15 protein-coding genes are annotated in these 15322 nt (G+C 56.1%); 10 read left to right on the top strand and 5 right to left on the bottom strand.

Annotation, left to right across the window (positions count from 1 at the left end):
• Positions 1-4 precede the first annotated feature (4 nt).
• Genes AC2FAJ_RS06955 through AC2FAJ_RS06945 form a run of 3 tightly spaced genes read left to right on the top strand, consistent with a single transcriptional unit; the run spans position 5 to position 2826 of the window.
• Positions 5-1162, top strand: coding sequence for an ABC transporter permease (locus tag AC2FAJ_RS06955; RefSeq protein WP_041909048.1), 1158 nt, complete (start codon positions 5-7; stop codon positions 1160-1162).
• The gene (locus AC2FAJ_RS06950) at positions 1155-2105 is read left to right on the top strand and encodes an ABC transporter ATP-binding protein (protein WP_041909050.1); all 951 of its coding nucleotides are present in this window, start codon (positions 1155-1157) and stop codon (positions 2103-2105) included. Before AC2FAJ_RS06955 ends, AC2FAJ_RS06950 begins: the two co-directional genes overlap by 8 nt.
• Complete coding sequence (locus AC2FAJ_RS06945) at positions 2089-2826, top strand: ABC transporter permease (RefSeq protein ID WP_485453956.1); 738 nt, start codon at positions 2089-2091, stop codon at positions 2824-2826. The genes AC2FAJ_RS06950 and AC2FAJ_RS06945 overlap by 17 nt, the downstream gene beginning before the upstream one ends.
• On the opposite strand, the gene AC2FAJ_RS06940 is transcribed toward AC2FAJ_RS06945, so the two are convergent.
• Positions 2801-2914: a protein YohO gene (locus AC2FAJ_RS06940; RefSeq protein ID WP_008500895.1), complete on the bottom strand. Its 114-nt coding sequence runs from the start codon at positions 2912-2914 to the stop codon at positions 2801-2803. The two genes, AC2FAJ_RS06945 and AC2FAJ_RS06940, sit on opposite strands and share 26 nt — an antisense overlap.
• 69 nt (positions 2915-2983) lie before the next feature.
• The gene (mlrA, locus tag AC2FAJ_RS06935) at positions 2984-3724 is read right to left on the bottom strand and encodes an HTH-type transcriptional regulator MlrA (protein ID WP_041909054.1); all 741 of its coding nucleotides are present in this window, start codon (positions 3722-3724) and stop codon (positions 2984-2986) included.
• A gap of 218 nt (positions 3725-3942) precedes the next feature.
• Between mlrA and AC2FAJ_RS06930 the strand changes: the two genes are divergently transcribed.
• Genes AC2FAJ_RS06930 through AC2FAJ_RS06920 form a run of 3 tightly spaced genes read left to right on the top strand, consistent with a single transcriptional unit; the run spans position 3943 to position 6858 of the window.
• The gene (locus AC2FAJ_RS06930; RefSeq protein ID WP_041909056.1) at positions 3943-5628 is read left to right on the top strand and encodes a sensor histidine kinase; all 1686 of its coding nucleotides are present in this window, start codon (positions 3943-3945) and stop codon (positions 5626-5628) included.
• Positions 5622-6341, top strand: coding sequence for a two-component system response regulator BtsR (btsR, locus tag AC2FAJ_RS06925; RefSeq protein ID WP_023312443.1), 720 nt, complete (start codon positions 5622-5624; stop codon positions 6339-6341). Before AC2FAJ_RS06930 ends, btsR begins: the two co-directional genes overlap by 7 nt.
• A gap of 46 nt (positions 6342-6387) precedes the next feature.
• Positions 6388-6858 (top strand): YehS family protein, encoded by a 471-nt coding sequence (locus AC2FAJ_RS06920; protein ID WP_041909058.1) that lies wholly within the window; start codon positions 6388-6390, stop codon positions 6856-6858.
• A 30-nt stretch (positions 6859-6888) separates the two neighbouring features.
• On the opposite strand, the gene metG is transcribed toward AC2FAJ_RS06920, so the two are convergent.
• The gene (gene metG, locus AC2FAJ_RS06915; protein ID WP_049000348.1) at positions 6889-8922 is read right to left on the bottom strand and encodes a methionine--tRNA ligase; all 2034 of its coding nucleotides are present in this window, start codon (positions 8920-8922) and stop codon (positions 6889-6891) included.
• Positions 8923-9059: 137 nt separating this feature from the next.
• On the opposite strand from metG, the gene apbC reads away from it, so the two are divergent.
• On the top strand, positions 9060-10169 hold the full coding sequence (gene apbC / locus AC2FAJ_RS06910) for an iron-sulfur cluster carrier protein ApbC (RefSeq protein WP_028013834.1): 1110 nt from the start codon (positions 9060-9062) through the stop codon (positions 10167-10169).
• Between the two features lie 93 nt (positions 10170-10262).
• On the opposite strand, the gene AC2FAJ_RS06905 is transcribed toward apbC, so the two are convergent.
• Positions 10263-10742, bottom strand: coding sequence for a GNAT family N-acetyltransferase (locus AC2FAJ_RS06905; RefSeq protein WP_041911989.1), 480 nt, complete (start codon positions 10740-10742; stop codon positions 10263-10265).
• Positions 10693-11025, bottom strand: coding sequence for an RcnB family protein (locus AC2FAJ_RS06900; protein ID WP_008500887.1), 333 nt, complete (start codon positions 11023-11025; stop codon positions 10693-10695). Before AC2FAJ_RS06900 ends, AC2FAJ_RS06905 begins: the two co-directional genes overlap by 50 nt.
• A gap of 474 nt (positions 11026-11499) precedes the next feature.
• On the opposite strand from AC2FAJ_RS06900, the gene AC2FAJ_RS06895 reads away from it, so the two are divergent.
• From AC2FAJ_RS06895 to AC2FAJ_RS06885, 3 genes are read left to right on the top strand one after another with little or no spacing between them, the layout of a single operon-like run.
• On the top strand, positions 11500-12639 hold the full coding sequence (locus AC2FAJ_RS06895; RefSeq protein WP_485453955.1) for a polysaccharide export protein: 1140 nt from the start codon (positions 11500-11502) through the stop codon (positions 12637-12639).
• A complete protein-coding gene (locus AC2FAJ_RS06890; protein WP_028013831.1) occupies positions 12639-13088 on the top strand; it encodes an arsenate reductase/protein-tyrosine-phosphatase family protein in 450 nt (149 codons plus the stop codon). The genes AC2FAJ_RS06895 and AC2FAJ_RS06890 overlap by 1 nt, the downstream gene beginning before the upstream one ends.
• Positions 13088-15259 (top strand): polysaccharide biosynthesis tyrosine autokinase, encoded by a 2172-nt coding sequence (locus tag AC2FAJ_RS06885; RefSeq protein ID WP_485453954.1) that lies wholly within the window; start codon positions 13088-13090, stop codon positions 15257-15259. Before AC2FAJ_RS06890 ends, AC2FAJ_RS06885 begins: the two co-directional genes overlap by 1 nt.
• Positions 15260-15322 lie beyond the last annotated feature (63 nt).

Raw genomic sequence — 15322 nt, 5'->3', positions numbered from 1 at the left:
GGCTGTGCCAATAAAATGTCATAACCGCGTACTGCTGCTGTTGGCCTGCGTGGCCATCGCGGCGGTCGCGTTACCGTTTGTGAACGTCGCGCCTAACCGCCTGATGTCGGGGGAAGGGCGTGCTCTCTGGGACGTATGGTCGTTCACGCCGTGGTGGCTGGCGGCTGCGCTGGCCGCGTGGGTTGGACTGTCGCTCTGGCAAGGGCGAACGGCGCAGTGGCTAACGCTGCTGCTCTCGGAAGGTCTCTTTATCGCGCTGTTCTGGAGCGCGGGGCTGGCGGCAACGCATATGGCCTCGGCGGAAAGTCCGCTGGCGAGAACCACGCCAGGCAGCGGCCTGTGGCTCTGGCTGGCTTTGTGTTTACTGGCCAGCAGCGATGCGATTCGTCGTCTCATCGCCAGTTCTGTCTGGCGCTGGGTGCTTAATGCACAGATATGGTCTATTCCGCTGCTGTTATTGTTCAGCGGTGAACTGAACAACCTCTCGCTGTTAAAAGAGTACGCCAACCGTCAGGAGGTATTTAATGATGCTCTGGCGCAACATCTGACGATCCTTTTCGGCACGCTGATCCCGGCGCTGCTGATCGGGATACCGCTCGGCATGTGGTGTTATCGTCATCCCTCACGTCAGGGTAGCATCTTTGCCGTGCTCAACGTCATCCAGACCATTCCCTCCGTTGCGCTGTTTGGCCTGCTGATTGCCCCCCTGGCCGGGCTGGTGAAGTCGTTTCCCGCGCTGGGCGCGGTGGGTATCGCCGGAACGGGGTTAACACCCGCGCTGATTGCGCTGGTGCTGTACGCGCTGCTCCCGCTGGTGCGCGGCGTAGTCGCCGGCTTAAGCCAGGTTGCGCCGGATGTGCTGGAAAGCGCCCATGCGATGGGGATGAGCGCGCGACAGTGTTTCTGGAAGATACAGCTCCCGCTGGCGCTGCCCCTGCTGCTGCGCAGCCTGCGGGTGGTAGCGGTTCAGACCGTTGGCATGGCGGTGATTGCCGCGCTGATTGGAGCGGGCGGCTTTGGCGCGCTGGTGTTCCAGGGGCTGCTGAGCAGCGCCCTCGATCTGGTGTTGTTAGGCGTAGTCCCTACCATTGCGCTGGCGGTTGTCGTCGACGCCCTGTTTGCCTTATGGCTCGCGCTGCTCAGGAGAAGAGCCAATGATTGAATTTCATGATGTGAGTAAAACCTTTGCCGGCCGCCCGGCGGCAAGCCATCTGAACCTGAACTTTGCCGAGGGGGCATTTTCCGTGCTGATTGGCACTTCGGGCTCGGGAAAATCCACCACGCTGAAGATGATCAACCGGTTGGTGGAGCATGACAGCGGGTTAATTCGCTTTGCCGGGGAAGAGATCCGCAGCCTGCCGGTGCTGGAGCTGCGCCGCCGAATGGGCTATGCCATTCAGTCTATCGGCCTGTTTCCGCACTGGACGGTGGCACAGAACATCGCCACCGTGCTGCAGCTGGAGAAATGGTCGCGGGCTAAAATCGCTGACCGCGTTGATGAACTGATGTCTCTGCTGGGGCTGGAGCCCGCGTTGCGCAACCGCTATCCTCACCAGCTCTCCGGTGGACAACAGCAGCGCGTGGGCGTGGCGCGCGCGCTGGCGGCTAACCCGCAGGTGCTGCTGATGGATGAACCCTTTGGCGCGCTGGATCCCGTTACGCGCGGGGCGCTGCAAACGGAGATGACCCGCATTCACCGCATTCTTGGTCGAACCATCGTCCTCGTGACGCACGATATCGATGAAGCCCTGCGCCTGGCCGACCATCTGGTGCTGATGGACCACGGCGAGGTGGTGCAGCAGGGCGCGCCGCTTGCGCTGCTGACCAGCCCGAAGAATGACTTTGTACGCGAGTTTTTTGGCCGCAGCGAGCTGGGCGTCAGGTTGCTCTCCCTGCGGACGGTCGGAGACTATATGCGCCGTGAGAATGCACCGCCCGGCGGGGAACCGCTACAGGAGCAGATGAGCCTGCGTGATGCCCTCTCCGCGTTTGTCGCGCGCCGGTGCGAAGTCCTGCCCGTGGCGGATGTCCGGGGTGCGCCGTGCGGCAGCCTGCATTTTCGCGATCTGCTGGCCGGGGAGGTGACGCGTGAAGGCACTGCGTGATCCGCTCCTCTGGCTGGTAGCGCTCTTTGTCGCCTTACTGTTTCTGATGCCTCACAGCGCGGCGCTGTTTAACACTCTTTTTCCGGGGCTACCGCGGCCGGTGTATCAGCAGGAGAGCTTTATTAACCTTGCCCTGGCGCATCTCTGTCTGGTGGCGCTCTCAAGCGTCATCGCGGTGGTGCTGGGAGTAGGGGCGGGCATCGCGGTCACGCGACCTGCGGGCCGGGAGTTTCGTCCGCTGGTGGAGACGGTTGCGGCCATTGGACAGACGTTTCCGCCGGTGGCGGTGCTGGCGATAGCGGTGCCGGTTATGGGTTTTGGTCAGCAGCCCGCGATTATTGCGCTGATTCTGTACGGCGTGTTGCCCGTTCTGCAGGGCACGCTGGCGGGCGTTGCGGCGGTCCCGGCGTCTGTTTTAAGCGTGGCGGAAGGGATGGGGATGAGCCGCTGGCAGCGGCTGCGCAAGGTAGAACTGCCGCTTGCGGCACCGGTTATTATTGCCGGGATCCGCACGTCGGTGATCATTAACATCGGGACGGCGACCATTGCGTCTACGGTCGGTGCCAATACGCTGGGAACGCCGATCATCATCGGCTTAAGCGGGTTTAATACGGCTTATATTGTGCAGGGGGCGGTACTGGTCGCGCTGGCGGCTATCGTCGTCGATCGCCTTTTTGAGCGGCTGGCGCTATACCTCAGCCGACACCGCCACGAACGATAAACGAGTATCCTGCAAGCATCACGCCGCCGATACCGCTTACGGCCATCAGGACAAAAAGGGTAATAATGGCGAGTTTGGTTGCCTTCATCATGTGCTCCTGTTGTTAACGGAACAATTATACGGTGAAGCGCAGCTGTTAATAAACCATTAAATGCCGTTATGGCTCATCCGGGCCAAGGGAATAAACCGGATAACCATGCTCACGCCACTCCGTCAGCAGCTGTTGCTGCGTGGCGGACGGCACTTCGCCACACCAGACCAGCAGGGTCTGGCCGTCGAAAAACTCGGGTTTGAGCTGCCCCAGCGAGTGCGCAAGGACATCCACGCGCCAGCCCTTTTGGGTGGCGATCCACGCTTCCAGCCACAGACGGGTGGTATCGTGCACGTTCCAGCCGACCACCAGCGCATCTTTTCCTGCCTTGTTCTTCGCCGAGGCAAGACAGACGGCAATATAGTTGATCAGCACCCCGTCAAGCATGCTGAGCAGCGCCTGCAGGGTAGACTGTTGGCACTGCAGGCGCCGACGGAGCGGAATGAAAAGATGGGTGATAAGCGTTTTCGCCGGATAATCGCGACCCTGCTCTTTGATCCAGGCGCGCAGTCGCTGCAGGTTACCGGCCTGCAGGAGCCGCAGCAGCGTTTCCTGCTGCTCGCGCCAGAGGCGTTGCGTGTCCGGGTCGTCGTGGCTCAGCAGGGACTTCACTTTCCCGACCTGCACCCCGTTGTCGATCCAGCTTTTGATTTCACGGATCCGGTCGATATCGGTATCGTTGAAAAGGCGATGACCACCGTCCGTCCTCTGCGGTTTGAGCAATCCATACCGTCGCTGCCACGCCCGTAGGGTAACGGGATTGATATCACAAAGGAGTGCCACTTCACCGATTGTGTAAAGCGCCATATTTGCCCCCTGGCTTACGCGTCCCCAGCTTAACTGTAGACCCACTTTGCCGAACCAGGAAGAATTGATTAATTTTTAAACAAATAATGCGAACCATGCACGATGTGCAGAAAAAGATGTGATAACGGACACGATTTTACGCTTTTTTGGGGCGCTTCAAAGAAAGTTCAGCCGCATCCGTGTATGTTACGCGTTTTTTAGCGTGTGCGGTTTTGAGTATGTACGAGTTTAACCTTGTGTTGCTGTTGCTTCAGCAGATGTGCGTGTTTCTGGTCATTGCCTGGCTGATGAGCAAAACGCGTCTTTTCATTCCGCTGATGCAGGTCACCGTACGCCTGCCGCACAAGCTGCTCTGCTACGTCACCTTCTCTATTTTTTGCATCATGGGGACCTACTTCGGCCTCCACATCGAAGACTCTATTGCTAATACGCGTGCCATCGGCGCTGTGATGGGCGGGCTGCTGGGCGGCCCGGTCGTCGGTGGCCTTGTCGGTTTAACCGGTGGGCTGCATCGCTATTCCATGGGCGGGATGACGGCGCTCAGCTGCATGATCTCGACGATCGTCGAAGGGCTGCTTGGTGGCCTGGTGCACAGCTATATGATTAAGCGCGGTCGCCCGGACAAGGTGTTTAGCCCGCTTACCGCCGGGGCCATCACATTTGTGGCTGAAATGGCGCAGATGGCGATCATTCTGCTGATTGCCCGCCCGTTCGAGGATGCTCTGCACCTGGTCAGCAGTATTGCCGCCCCGATGATGGTGACCAACACCGTCGGCGCGGCGCTGTTTATGCGTATTCTGCTCGACAAGCGCGCCATGTTTGAGAAGTACACCTCGGCCTTTTCCGCCACGGCGTTGAAGGTTGCCGCCTCGACCGAAGGGATCCTGCGTCAGGGGTTTAACGAAGAGAACAGCATGAAGGTCGCGCAGGTGCTCTATAAAGAGCTGGATATCGGCGCGGTGGCCATTACCGATCGCGAAAAGCTGCTGGCGTTTACCGGCACCGGAGACGATCACCACCTGCCGGGCAAACCGATCTCGTCGACCTATACGCTGCGCGCCATTGAAACCGGCGAAGTAGTGTATGCCGACGGTAACGAAGTGCCTTACCGCTGCTCGCTGCATCCGCAGTGCAAGCTGGGCTCCACGCTCGTCATTCCGCTGCGCGGGGAAAATCAGCGGGTGATGGGCACCATCAAGCTGTATGAGGCGAAAAACCGTCTGTTCAGCTCCATCAACCGCACGCTGGGGGAGGGTATCGCCCAGCTTCTTTCCGCGCAAATTCTGGCCGGGCAGTATGAACGGCAGAAAGCCCTGCTGACGCAGTCTGAAATTAAGCTGCTGCATGCCCAGGTCAATCCGCATTTCCTGTTTAATGCCCTCAACACGCTCAAAGCGGTGATTCGCCGCGACAGCGATCAGGCCGCGCAGCTGGTGCAGTTTTTGTCGACCTTTTTCCGTAAAAACCTGAAGCGCCCGTCAGAGATCGTGACCCTCGCCGATGAAATTGAGCACGTGAATGCCTATCTGCAAATTGAACAGGCGCGGTTTCAGTCCCGCCTGCAGGTGTCGCTCTCCGTTCCGGACGAGCTGGCGTATCAGCATCTTCCGGCCTTTACCCTGCAGCCTATTGTGGAGAACGCCATCAAGCACGGTACCTCGCAGCTGCTGGGGAGAGGGGAGATAACCATTGCCGCCAGCCGTTTTAACCACCATCTGGTGCTGGATATTGAAGATAACGCCGGGCTGTACCAGCCTTCCGCTTCGGGCGGATTAGGGATGAGCCTGGTTGATAAACGTCTGCGCGCCCATTTTGGCGACGACTGTGGCATTACCGTCGCCTGCGAGCCTGACCGTTTTACCCGTATTACCGTTCGACTGCCGCTGGAGGAAAACGCATGTTAAGAGTGCTGATTGTGGATGACGAGCCGCTGGCACGGGAAAACCTGCGCGTTCTGCTGCAGGAGCAGCCAGACATTGAGATTGTGGGGGAGTGCGCCAACGCCATTGAGGCCATCGGTGCGGTGCACAAGCTGCGCCCGGACGTGCTGTTCCTCGACATTCAGATGCCGCGCATCAGCGGGCTGGAGATGGTCGGCATGCTCGACCCGGCGCATCGTCCCTACATCGTGTTTCTGACGGCGTTCGACGAATATGCCGTTAAGGCTTTTGAGGAGCACGCGTTCGATTATTTACTCAAGCCGATTGAAGAGAAGCGGCTGGAAAAAACGCTCACCCGCTTACGCCAGGAGCGAACCGTCCAGGACGTTACGCTGCTGCCGGAAAACCAGCAGCCGCTGAAATTTATCCCTTGCACCGGGCACAGCCGGATTTATCTGCTGCAAATGGATGATGTGGCGTTTGTCAGCAGCCGCCTGAGCGGGGTGTTTGTCACCAGCGCGGAAGGGAACGAAGGGTTTACCGAGCTGACCCTGCGCACGCTGGAGAGCCGTACGCCGCTGATTCGCTGTCACCGTCAGTATCTGGTGAACATGGCACACCTGAAGGAGATCCGTCTGGAAGATAACGGTCAGGCCGAGCTGGTGCTGCGCGCCGGGCAGACCGTCCCCGTCAGCCGCCGCTATCTGAAAAGTTTGAAAGAGGCGATTGGCCTGTAAAACTGGTACACTGCGCGCCATTGCATCATCGACATTCGAAGGCTCTATGCTAAGTAACGATATTCTTCGTAGCCTGCGCTACACCCTGAAAGCAAACAATAACGACATGGTGCGCATTCTTGCGCTGTCCGACATTGAATCCACGTCTGCAAATTTTGATACCTGGATGACCAAAGAGGACGAAGAGGGCTTCGTCCGCTGCCCGGACATCATTCTGTCGGGTTTTCTGAACGGGCTGATTTACGATAAACGTGGAAAAGATGACTCCGCGCCCGAGCTGGCGCTGGAGCGTCGGGTGAACAACAACACGGTGCTGAAAAAGCTGCGTATCGCCTTCTCGTTGAAAACGGACGATATCCAGGCGATCATGACCGAGCAGAAATACCGCGTGTCGATGCCGGAAATCACTGCCATGATGCGCGCGCCGGACCACAAAAATTACCGCGAGTGCGGCGACCAGTTTCTGCGTAATTTCCTGCGCGGGCTGACCCATCGGGTGCATCACCCGAAACCATAAAAAAGCCGGAGATTATCTCCGGCTTTTTTTTTATTTCACCTGCTGGCCCGGCTTCGCGCCTTCGTCTGGGCTTAACAGGAAGATATCCTTCCCGCCAGGGCCTGCTGCCATCACCATCCCCTCGGAAATGCCGAAGCGCATTTTGCGCGGCGCCAGGTTAGCGACCATCACGGTTTGACGGCCGATCAGCACCTGCGGGTCCGGGTAGGCAGAACGGATGCCGGAGAAGACGTTGCGCTTCTCGCCGCCGAGATCCAGCGTCAGGCGCAGCAGCTTGTCAGAGCCTTCCACGAATTCTGCGTTTTCAATCAGCGCCACGCGCAGGTCGACTTTAGCAAAGTCATCAAAAGTGATGGTTTCCTGAATCGGATCGTCCGCCAGCGGGCCGGTTACCGGTGCTGCAGCCGCTTTCACCTCTTCTTTAGAGGCTTCGACCAGCGCTTCAACCTGCTTCATCTCGATGCGGTTATACAGCGCCTTAAAGGTGTTCACCTTGTGGCCGAGCAGCGGCTGTGCCATTGCATCCCAGGTCAGTTCGGTGTTCAGGAACGCTTCAGCGCGGGCTGCCAGCTGCGGCAGAACTGGCTTCAGGTACGTCATCAGTACGCGGAACAGGTTGATGCCCATGGAGCAGATGGCCTGCAGATCGGCATCGCGGCCTTCCTGTTTAGCGACAACCCACGGCGCCTGCTCGTCCACATAGCGGTTAGCCAGGTCAGCCAGCGCCATGATTTCACGCACTGCTTTACCGAACTCGCGCGTTTCCCAGGCTTCGCCAATGGTGGCTGCCGCGTCGGTGAAGGTTTGGTACAGGGCAGGGTCCGCCAGCTCAGCGGCCATTACGCCGTCAAAGCGCTTGGCGATAAAGCCCGCGTTACGGGACGCCAGGTTCACCACCTTGTTGACGATGTCTGCGTTCACGCGCTGCACGAAATCTTCCAGGTTCAGGTCGATATCGTCGATGCGGGAAGAGAGCTTCGCGGTGTAGTAGTAGCGCAGGCTATCCGCGTCGAAGTGGTTCAGCCAGGTGCTGGCCTTGATGAACGTCCCGCGGGACTTGGACATCTTGGCGCCGTTCACCGTGACGTAGCCGTGTACGAACAGGTTGGTCGGCTTGCGGAAGTTGCTGCCTTCCAGCATGGCCGGCCAGAACAGGCTGTGGAAGTAAACGATGTCTTTGCCGATGAAATGGTACAGCTCGGCGGTAGAGTCTTTCTTCCAGTATTCGTCGAAGCTGACGGTGTCGCCCCGCTTGTCGCACAGGTTCTTGAAGGAGCCCATGTAGCCGATTGGCGCGTCCAGCCAGACGTAGAAATATTTGCCCGGCGCATTCGGGATTTCGAAGCCAAAGTACGGCGCATCGCGGGAGATATCCCACTGCTGCAGGCCGGATTCGAACCACTCCTGCATCTTGTTCGCCACCTGCTCCTGCAGCGCGCCACTGCGGGTCCACGCCTGCAGCATTTCGCTGAAGGACGGCAGGTCGAAGAAGAAGTGCTCGGAATCACGCATCACAGGTGTGGCGCCGGATACCACGGATTTGGGCTCAATCAGTTCGGTCGGGCTGTAGGTCGCGCCGCAGACTTCGCAGTTATCGCCGTACTGATCCGGGGATTTACATTTTGGACAGGTGCCTTTGACGAAACGGTCCGGCAGGAACATGCCTTTTTCCGGATCGTACAGCTGAGAGATAGTGCGGTTTTTGATGAAACCGTTCTCTTTCAGACGGGTGTAGATCAGCTCCGACAGCTCGCGGTTTTCGTCGCTGTGCGTGGAGTGATAGTTGTCATAGCTGATGTCAAAGCCAGCAAAATCGGTCTGATGCTCCTGACTCATTTCGGCAATCATCTGCTCCGGGGAAATCCCCAGCTGCTGCGCTTTCAGCATAATCGGCGTGCCGTGGGCATCGTCCGCACAGATGAAGTTAACCTCGTGGCCGCGCATTCGCTGGTAACGGACCCAGACATCAGCCTGGATATGCTCCAGCATGTGGCCGAGGTGGATTGAGCCGTTGGCGTACGGCAGGGCGCACGTTACCAGAATTTTTTTCGCGACTTGAGTCATAGTAGGCATTACTTCTTTTAACTGTGAAAAGGGTTTTCGATATTACCAAAAGGGGCATTATTAAGTAAGCACAAACCACGGCCTTTCAGGTAAACTTGTTTGTCTAAGGTCTTATTCACAAGAACAAAGGAGTCGGGATGAGTTCTCAATCCCAGGCCAAATCACCGGAAGCCTTACGAGCAATGGTCGCCGGGACGCTGGCTAACTTTCAGCATCCAACCCTGAAGCATAACCTCACTACGCTGAAAGCGTTGCACCACGTCGCATGGCTGGACGATACGCTGCACGTTGAAGTGCAGATGCCGTTCGTCTGGACCAGCGCCTTTGATGCGCTGAAAGAGCAGACCAGCGCCGAGCTGCTGCGCATTACCGGTGCGAAAGCGATTGACTGGAAGCTGAGCCACAGCATTGCCACGCTGAAGCGTGTGAAAAATCAGCCGGGCGTCAACGGGGTGAAAAACATCATCGCCGTGAGTTCAGGTAAGGGTGGGGTGGGTAAATCCTCTACCGCCGTTAACCTCGCGCTCGCGCTGGCGGCGGAAGGGGCAAAGGTCGGTATTCTGGATGCCGATATCTACGGTCCGTCTATTCCAAACATGCTGGGTGCGGAAAATCAGCGTCCAACCTCGCCGGACGGCACGCATATGGCGCCGATCGTGGCGCACGGTCTGGCGACCAACTCCATCGGTTACCTGGTGACCGACGATAACGCTATGGTCTGGCGCGGCCCGATGGCCAGCAAAGCGCTGCTGCAGATGCTGCAGGAAACGATGTGGCCGGATCTGGATTATCTGGTGCTGGACATGCCGCCGGGCACCGGTGACATTCAGCTGACGCTGGCGCAGAACATCCCGGTAACGGGGGCCGTTGTGGTCACCACGCCGCAGGATATCGCGCTGATCGACGCCAAAAAAGGCATCGTGATGTTCGAGAAAGTGGAAGTGCCGGTGCTCGGCATCGTCGAGAACATGAGCATGCACATCTGCAGCAACTGCGGACACCATGAGCCTATCTTTGGTACGGGTGGGGCGGAAAAACTGGCAGCGCAGTATCACACCCAGCTGCTGGGGCAGATGCCGCTGCATATTTCCTTGCGTGAAGATCTGGACAGCGGGAAGCCGACGGTCGTCAGCCGTCCAGACAGCGAGTTCGCTGAGATGTACCGCCAGCTGGCGGGGCGCGTTGCGGCGCAGCTGTACTGGCAGGGTGAAGTGATCCCGGGTGAAATCGCCTTCCGCGCGGTGTAACCCCCCAGCGCTGGATTGCCGGGTGGCGGTTTCGCCTTACCCGGCCTACGAAATACGATTTTGTAGGTCAGGTAAGCGAAGCGCCACCTGACTTTACCCAAGCCGGTAATGCATAAGATAGTACTCTCCCTCAGGAGAATTCCCCGTCGCCTCAATGTGCCAGCCGTGCCGCTGGTAAAACGTAATAGCCCGCGTATTTTTCACCAGACACTTGAGTGAGCCCGTGCTGGTAAACGTCTTCTGTACGTGCTCAAGCAACACATGTCCGACGCCCAGGCTCTGATACTGCGGGTCGACAAACAGGTTGTGCAGAAAATTATCGTTCGTCCAGACTGAGGCGAAGCCAAGTCGGTGCCCATCCTGCTCCGCCACCCAAATCTCTTCGTCCAGGGTTGCCGCGTCAAAATCTTCAAGCTGCCACGCAGAACTGTCCAGCCACGGCCAGGCTTCACGCCGGGCGTGGAGGTAGAGCGTACGCAGGAAAGGGCGGTCGCTCTCCTGCCACGGACGGATTACGATCGTATCAGCGATGATAGAAAATATCTCCATTGTAGGCTTTGTAGATTTTGCCATCTGCATCGCCAATCAGGACGTAGTTTTCGCCCATGTAGGTCCAGTGGGTACCGGCATCCGGTGCCGGAAGGTTACGCAGCTGGTACTGTTTAATGGTGTACTCCGGCGTTTGATACTGCGCCGGTGCCGTATCGCCGATTTTAAACTTCGTGAAATCGGCGATGAACTCTTGTTCTTCATAGGCCTTGATGCCCGATGGCGCAGCGGCGGTTTGCGGGGCAGAAAACGCGGAGCCCGCCAGAGACAGTAACACACCCAGAAGCAGCAATTTACGCTTAGCCATTTTTTCTCCAGTGATATTGTTTCAGAGACTTTCGTCTGCAGGGCACACAGCACAAGACAGACGGTCTATTTTAAGTATCAAAGCATGATGCGTTTGATAAAAAATGTAACAAAAGTGGAGGGGTTTGGGTAGTCGATAACGGTGATGTTCATCATTGCTGTGAATGTTGATTGTGCGGAATATTTGTTATTTTTATTATTTTATTAATCTATTCTGAAAATAAGTTTATACGTCAAAATAGCACCGTTAAGCGAATGCTTTCGTAAGGGATAACATTTAATATCGCGGCGCATAAAGTATTATTACTCTCCGTTTTCTTGCGCAATTGTGCGCTGTTTTTTAACTTTTTAAACGACAGCGAACGTGTGTTTTACAGTATCACGGTGAAATAATAAATAACGATATTTCAAGGATTTGCTTGCTTTTTTTGCGAGTTAACTACCCAGCGCAACGATAAATCAACATTTTATATAAATGAAAAATACAACTGCTCTTTTACTGTCCTTTCTGACTCTCAGCCAGCTAACAGGATGTGTATTTTCACCAGGCCAGAACTTAAGTCTTTCCGGGAAAAAAGTCACTACCGGTGAGGAAATTAACGATCCGCTGGACAAACGCGTGGAAGTTTTTCCTTTAACCCCTGGATTGATTGAAAAACTGCGCCCACCCGTTTCTAAATCTCAGGCAAATCCTACTCTGGATGAGCAGCTCAAAAACTGGGAATACCGCATTGGCTCAGGGGACATTTTGACGGTCACCGTCTGGGATCACCCTGAACTCACGACGCCCGCAGGGCAGTACCGTAGCGCGAGCGACGCGGGTAACTGGGTTAACGCCGATGGTACGCTTTTCTACCCCTACGTCGGCAAGCTGAAAGTGGCGGGCAAAACGGTTTCGCAGGTACGTGAGGAGATCACCGCGCGGCTGGATGAGGTCATTGAGAGCCCTCAGGTGGACGTCAGCGTTGCCTCCTTCCGTTCTCAAAAAGCCTATATTACCGGAGAGGTTGAGAAATCGGGCCAGCAGCCAATAACCAATATTCCATTGACGGTAATGGATGCGGTGAACGCCGCGGGCGGTCTCTCTGCGGATGCCGACTGGCGTAACGTCGTGCTCACGCATGATGGCCAGGACTCGCGCCTTTCACTCTATGCTCTGATGCAACATGGCGATTTAACCCAAAATAAGCTGCTTTATCCGGGCGATATCCTGTTTGTTCCCCGGAACGACGCGCTGAAAGTGTTTGTGATGGGCGAGGTGGTTAAACAGAGCACCCTTAAGATGGATCGTAGCGGCATGACGCTGGCCGAAGCCCTGGGGAATGCAGGCGGGCTGAACCTGAATATGGCCGATGCAACCGGGATTTTTGTTATTCGCCCGGTTTCACGAAAAGGCGAGAAAGACAAAATCGCCAACATCTATCAACTCAATGCGGAAGATGCCTCAGCCATGGTGCTGAGCACAGAATTCGAGCTGGAACCGTACGACATTGTCTATGTCACGACGGCACCGCTTTCACGCTGGAATCGTGTGATCGCCCAGCTGGTACCCACCATCAGTGGTGTACATGACCTGACCGAAACCGTCCGTTACATCAGGTCGTGGCCGCAATAATGTTCAATTCAATTCTCGTGGTTTGCACCGGCAATATTTGCCGTTCACCGATTGGTGAGCGGCTGTTGCGCCAGCAGCTACCCGACGCGCAGGTGACCTCGGCAGGTATTTTCGGGCTTGAAGGACGCCCGGCGGATGCGACTGCAAAGGCAGTCGCCTTACGTCATGGCGTTTCGCTGGAAGGTCACGTGGCGCGTAAGGTCACACGTTTTCTGTTACAAAAATCCGATTTGATTCTGGTGATGGAGCCAGAGCATCTCCGTTTTATTGCCTCAGTGGCGCCGGAGAATCGGGGGAAATCGCTGTTGTTTGGTCAGTGGCTGGAAACAAAGGACATTCCCGACCCGTATCGCAAAAGCCGGGAAGCCTTCGAATATGTTTTCGAGCAGTTAGGAAAAGCCAGTCAGGAATGGGCTCGTCGTTTGCGTCAACAAGGAATGAAGCAGTAATGTCGTCTCATAAATCAGACAAATTTGGTGCTGCGTCACCGCATGATAATGAAATTGATCTCATTCAGCTGTTGGCTGAGATGTTTGATCATCGGGTAATGATAGCGTGCATCACGCTCCTGTTCACCGTATGCGCCGGGATCTATGCGTATAGCGTCACACCGATCTATCAGGCTGATGCTCTTGTGCAGATAGAAGCGAAGCAGGACAACTCGTTGCTCAAAAGCTTAAGCCAGTTTGGTACCGATCTTTCACCTGATGTTGCGCCCGAACTCTTGCTGCTCAAGTCGCGGATGATTCTGGGAGAGACCGTTGATAAGCTGGGGCTAACGTACAGCGTCAAACGGCGCGTGCCTGTCATTGGGCCGCTGCTGGAACGAGGGCGTAAAGCCGGTGAACTGACAATTGGCGCGCTTACCCTTCCTCTTCTGGAAGACAAGCCACAGGAACTTTTACTGACCGTTCAGGAGCAGGGCCGGTATCACCTCGAAGGAAAAACGCTTGAGGCTGATGGCGTTGTTGGGAAGACGCTGGTTAAAGACGGAGTAACGCTGCTTGTCACCTCGCTCAGTGCGGCACCAGGCACCCGGTTTGCCCTCAAAACCGTCACAAAGCTTGAAGCAATTAACGCCCTTCAGCGCCGACTCATTGTTTCTGAGTCGGCGAAGCAGAGCGGAATTATTACCTTAACGCTGACGGGCGAGGACCCTGACAAGATCGCCGTGGTGCTCAATACCATTGCTGAAAATTATCTCAGCCAGAATATTGCGCGCCAGGAAGCTAAAGATACCCGCAGCCTGACGTTTTTACAGGACCAATTACCTAAAATCAGGCGCGAACTGGATGAAGCCGAAGCACGACTGAACGCCTACAGAGAGCAGCGCGATTCTGTCGATCTATCCCTTGAGGCGAAGACGGTTCTCGATCAGGTTGTTAATGTGGAAAATCAGCTTAACGAGCTGACGTTCCGCGAAGCAGAAGTTTCTCAGCTTTTCAAAAAGGATCACCCAACCTACCGCGCATTACGGGAAAAAAAACAGACCCTGGAGCAGGAACGTACGCGTCTGAATAACCGCGTCTCATCCATGCCTTCTACACAGCAGGAAATTTTGCGTTTAAGCCGTGACGTTGAGTCCGGGCGCACCATCTATCTGCAGCTGCTGACGCGTCAGCAGGAGCTGAATATCTCGCGCTCCAGCGCCATCGGAAACGTGCGGATCATTGACCCGGCAGTAACGCAGCCTGGACCCGTCAAACCGCACAAAGTGATTATCATTGTGTTCGGTATGCTGGTGGGATTGATGCTCTCTGCAGGAACGGTGTTGGTGCGCTCTGCGTTTAAACGGGGCATCACCTCGTCTGAACAGCTGGAAGCGCAGGGAATGCCTCTTCTGGCTACGCTCCCGCGTTCAGTGTGGCTATGGAAAAAAACGCATTTACGCAGAAGGACGCTGTTTGCTTCCCACTGGAAGCACAGGACGTCAAACGTACCTTTCCCGCCCGTTGACCGTCCGGCGGATATATTTGTCGAGGCGGTGCGCGGGTTACGCACCAGTCTGCATTTTACCATGATGAATGCCGTTAATCGGATAGTGGTGATTTCAGGCCCTTCGCAGGACTGCGGAAAGACTTTGGTGAGCACCTCGCTGGCGTCGATTGCCGCTCAGGCAGGTCAACGGGTACTGTTTATTGATGCGGATATGCGCAAGGGATATGTTCACAATATTTTCAAACTGAACAACCAGCATGGCTTGTCCAGCGTGCTGGGGGGAAGCGTAGAGTGGCAGGATGCGATTCAACGCTCCGAGAAAGGTGGCTTTGATGTCTTGACCTGTGGGCCTCAGCCTTCACATCCTGTCGAGCTGCTCATGAATGAGCGCTTCCAGACGGTAATGTCGCGAATAGACAAAGCGTACGACATCGTGATTGTTGACACGCCACCGGTGCTGGCCGTAACGGATGCGTTACTCGTCGCCAGAGCCGCGGCAACCACATTGCTGGTTGCCCGTTTCGGTAAAACCAGCGTCAAAGAGATCGAAAACTGTCGGAAGCGTCTGCAGCAGATGGGCGTCCAGGTTGAAGGCGCGATTCTCAATGATATTGTGAAATCCGCTGCGTTCTATTACCACTCGGGTTATAGCCATTACAACTACGGCTATACCCCGGAATAAAGTGACGCGACACTTCTTTACAGCATGACGCCGAATAGCCCGCTAAGATGACCTCCGTTAAAT

The organism is Enterobacter cloacae complex sp. 385G4 (assembly GCF_057320665.1).
Note: the sequence above shows the minus strand (reverse complement) of the source record. Positions and strands in the feature narration are given on the sequence as shown.

Excerpts from the sequence above, each read along its gene's own strand:
- AC2FAJ_RS06940 (WP_008500895.1), bottom strand. The coding sequence starts at position 2,914 with ATGAAGGCAACCAAACTCGCCATTATTACCCTTTTTGTCCTGATGGCC.
- AC2FAJ_RS06885 (WP_485453954.1), top strand. The coding sequence starts at position 13,088 with ATGTCGTCTCATAAATCAGACAAATTTGGTGCTGCGTCACCGCATGAT.
- AC2FAJ_RS06905 (WP_041911989.1), bottom strand. The coding sequence starts at position 10,742 with ATGGCAAAATCTACAAAGCCTACAATGGAGATATTTTCTATCATCGCT.
- apbC (WP_028013834.1), top strand. The coding sequence starts at position 9,060 with ATGAGTTCTCAATCCCAGGCCAAATCACCGGAAGCCTTACGAGCAATG.
- AC2FAJ_RS06930 (WP_041909056.1), top strand. The coding sequence starts at position 3,943 with ATGTACGAGTTTAACCTTGTGTTGCTGTTGCTTCAGCAGATGTGCGTG.
- AC2FAJ_RS06890 (WP_028013831.1), top strand. The coding sequence starts at position 12,639 with ATGTTCAATTCAATTCTCGTGGTTTGCACCGGCAATATTTGCCGTTCA.
- btsR (WP_023312443.1), top strand. The coding sequence starts at position 5,622 with ATGTTAAGAGTGCTGATTGTGGATGACGAGCCGCTGGCACGGGAAAAC.
- AC2FAJ_RS06895 (WP_485453955.1), top strand. The coding sequence starts at position 11,500 with ATGAAAAATACAACTGCTCTTTTACTGTCCTTTCTGACTCTCAGCCAG.
- metG (WP_049000348.1), bottom strand. The coding sequence starts at position 8,922 with ATGACTCAAGTCGCGAAAAAAATTCTGGTAACGTGCGCCCTGCCGTAC.
- AC2FAJ_RS06920 (WP_041909058.1), top strand. The coding sequence starts at position 6,388 with ATGCTAAGTAACGATATTCTTCGTAGCCTGCGCTACACCCTGAAAGCA.
- AC2FAJ_RS06900 (WP_008500887.1), bottom strand. The coding sequence starts at position 11,025 with ATGGCTAAGCGTAAATTGCTGCTTCTGGGTGTGTTACTGTCTCTGGCG.
- mlrA (WP_041909054.1), bottom strand. The coding sequence starts at position 3,724 with ATGGCGCTTTACACAATCGGTGAAGTGGCACTCCTTTGTGATATCAAT.
- AC2FAJ_RS06950 (WP_041909050.1), top strand. The coding sequence starts at position 1,155 with ATGATTGAATTTCATGATGTGAGTAAAACCTTTGCCGGCCGCCCGGCG.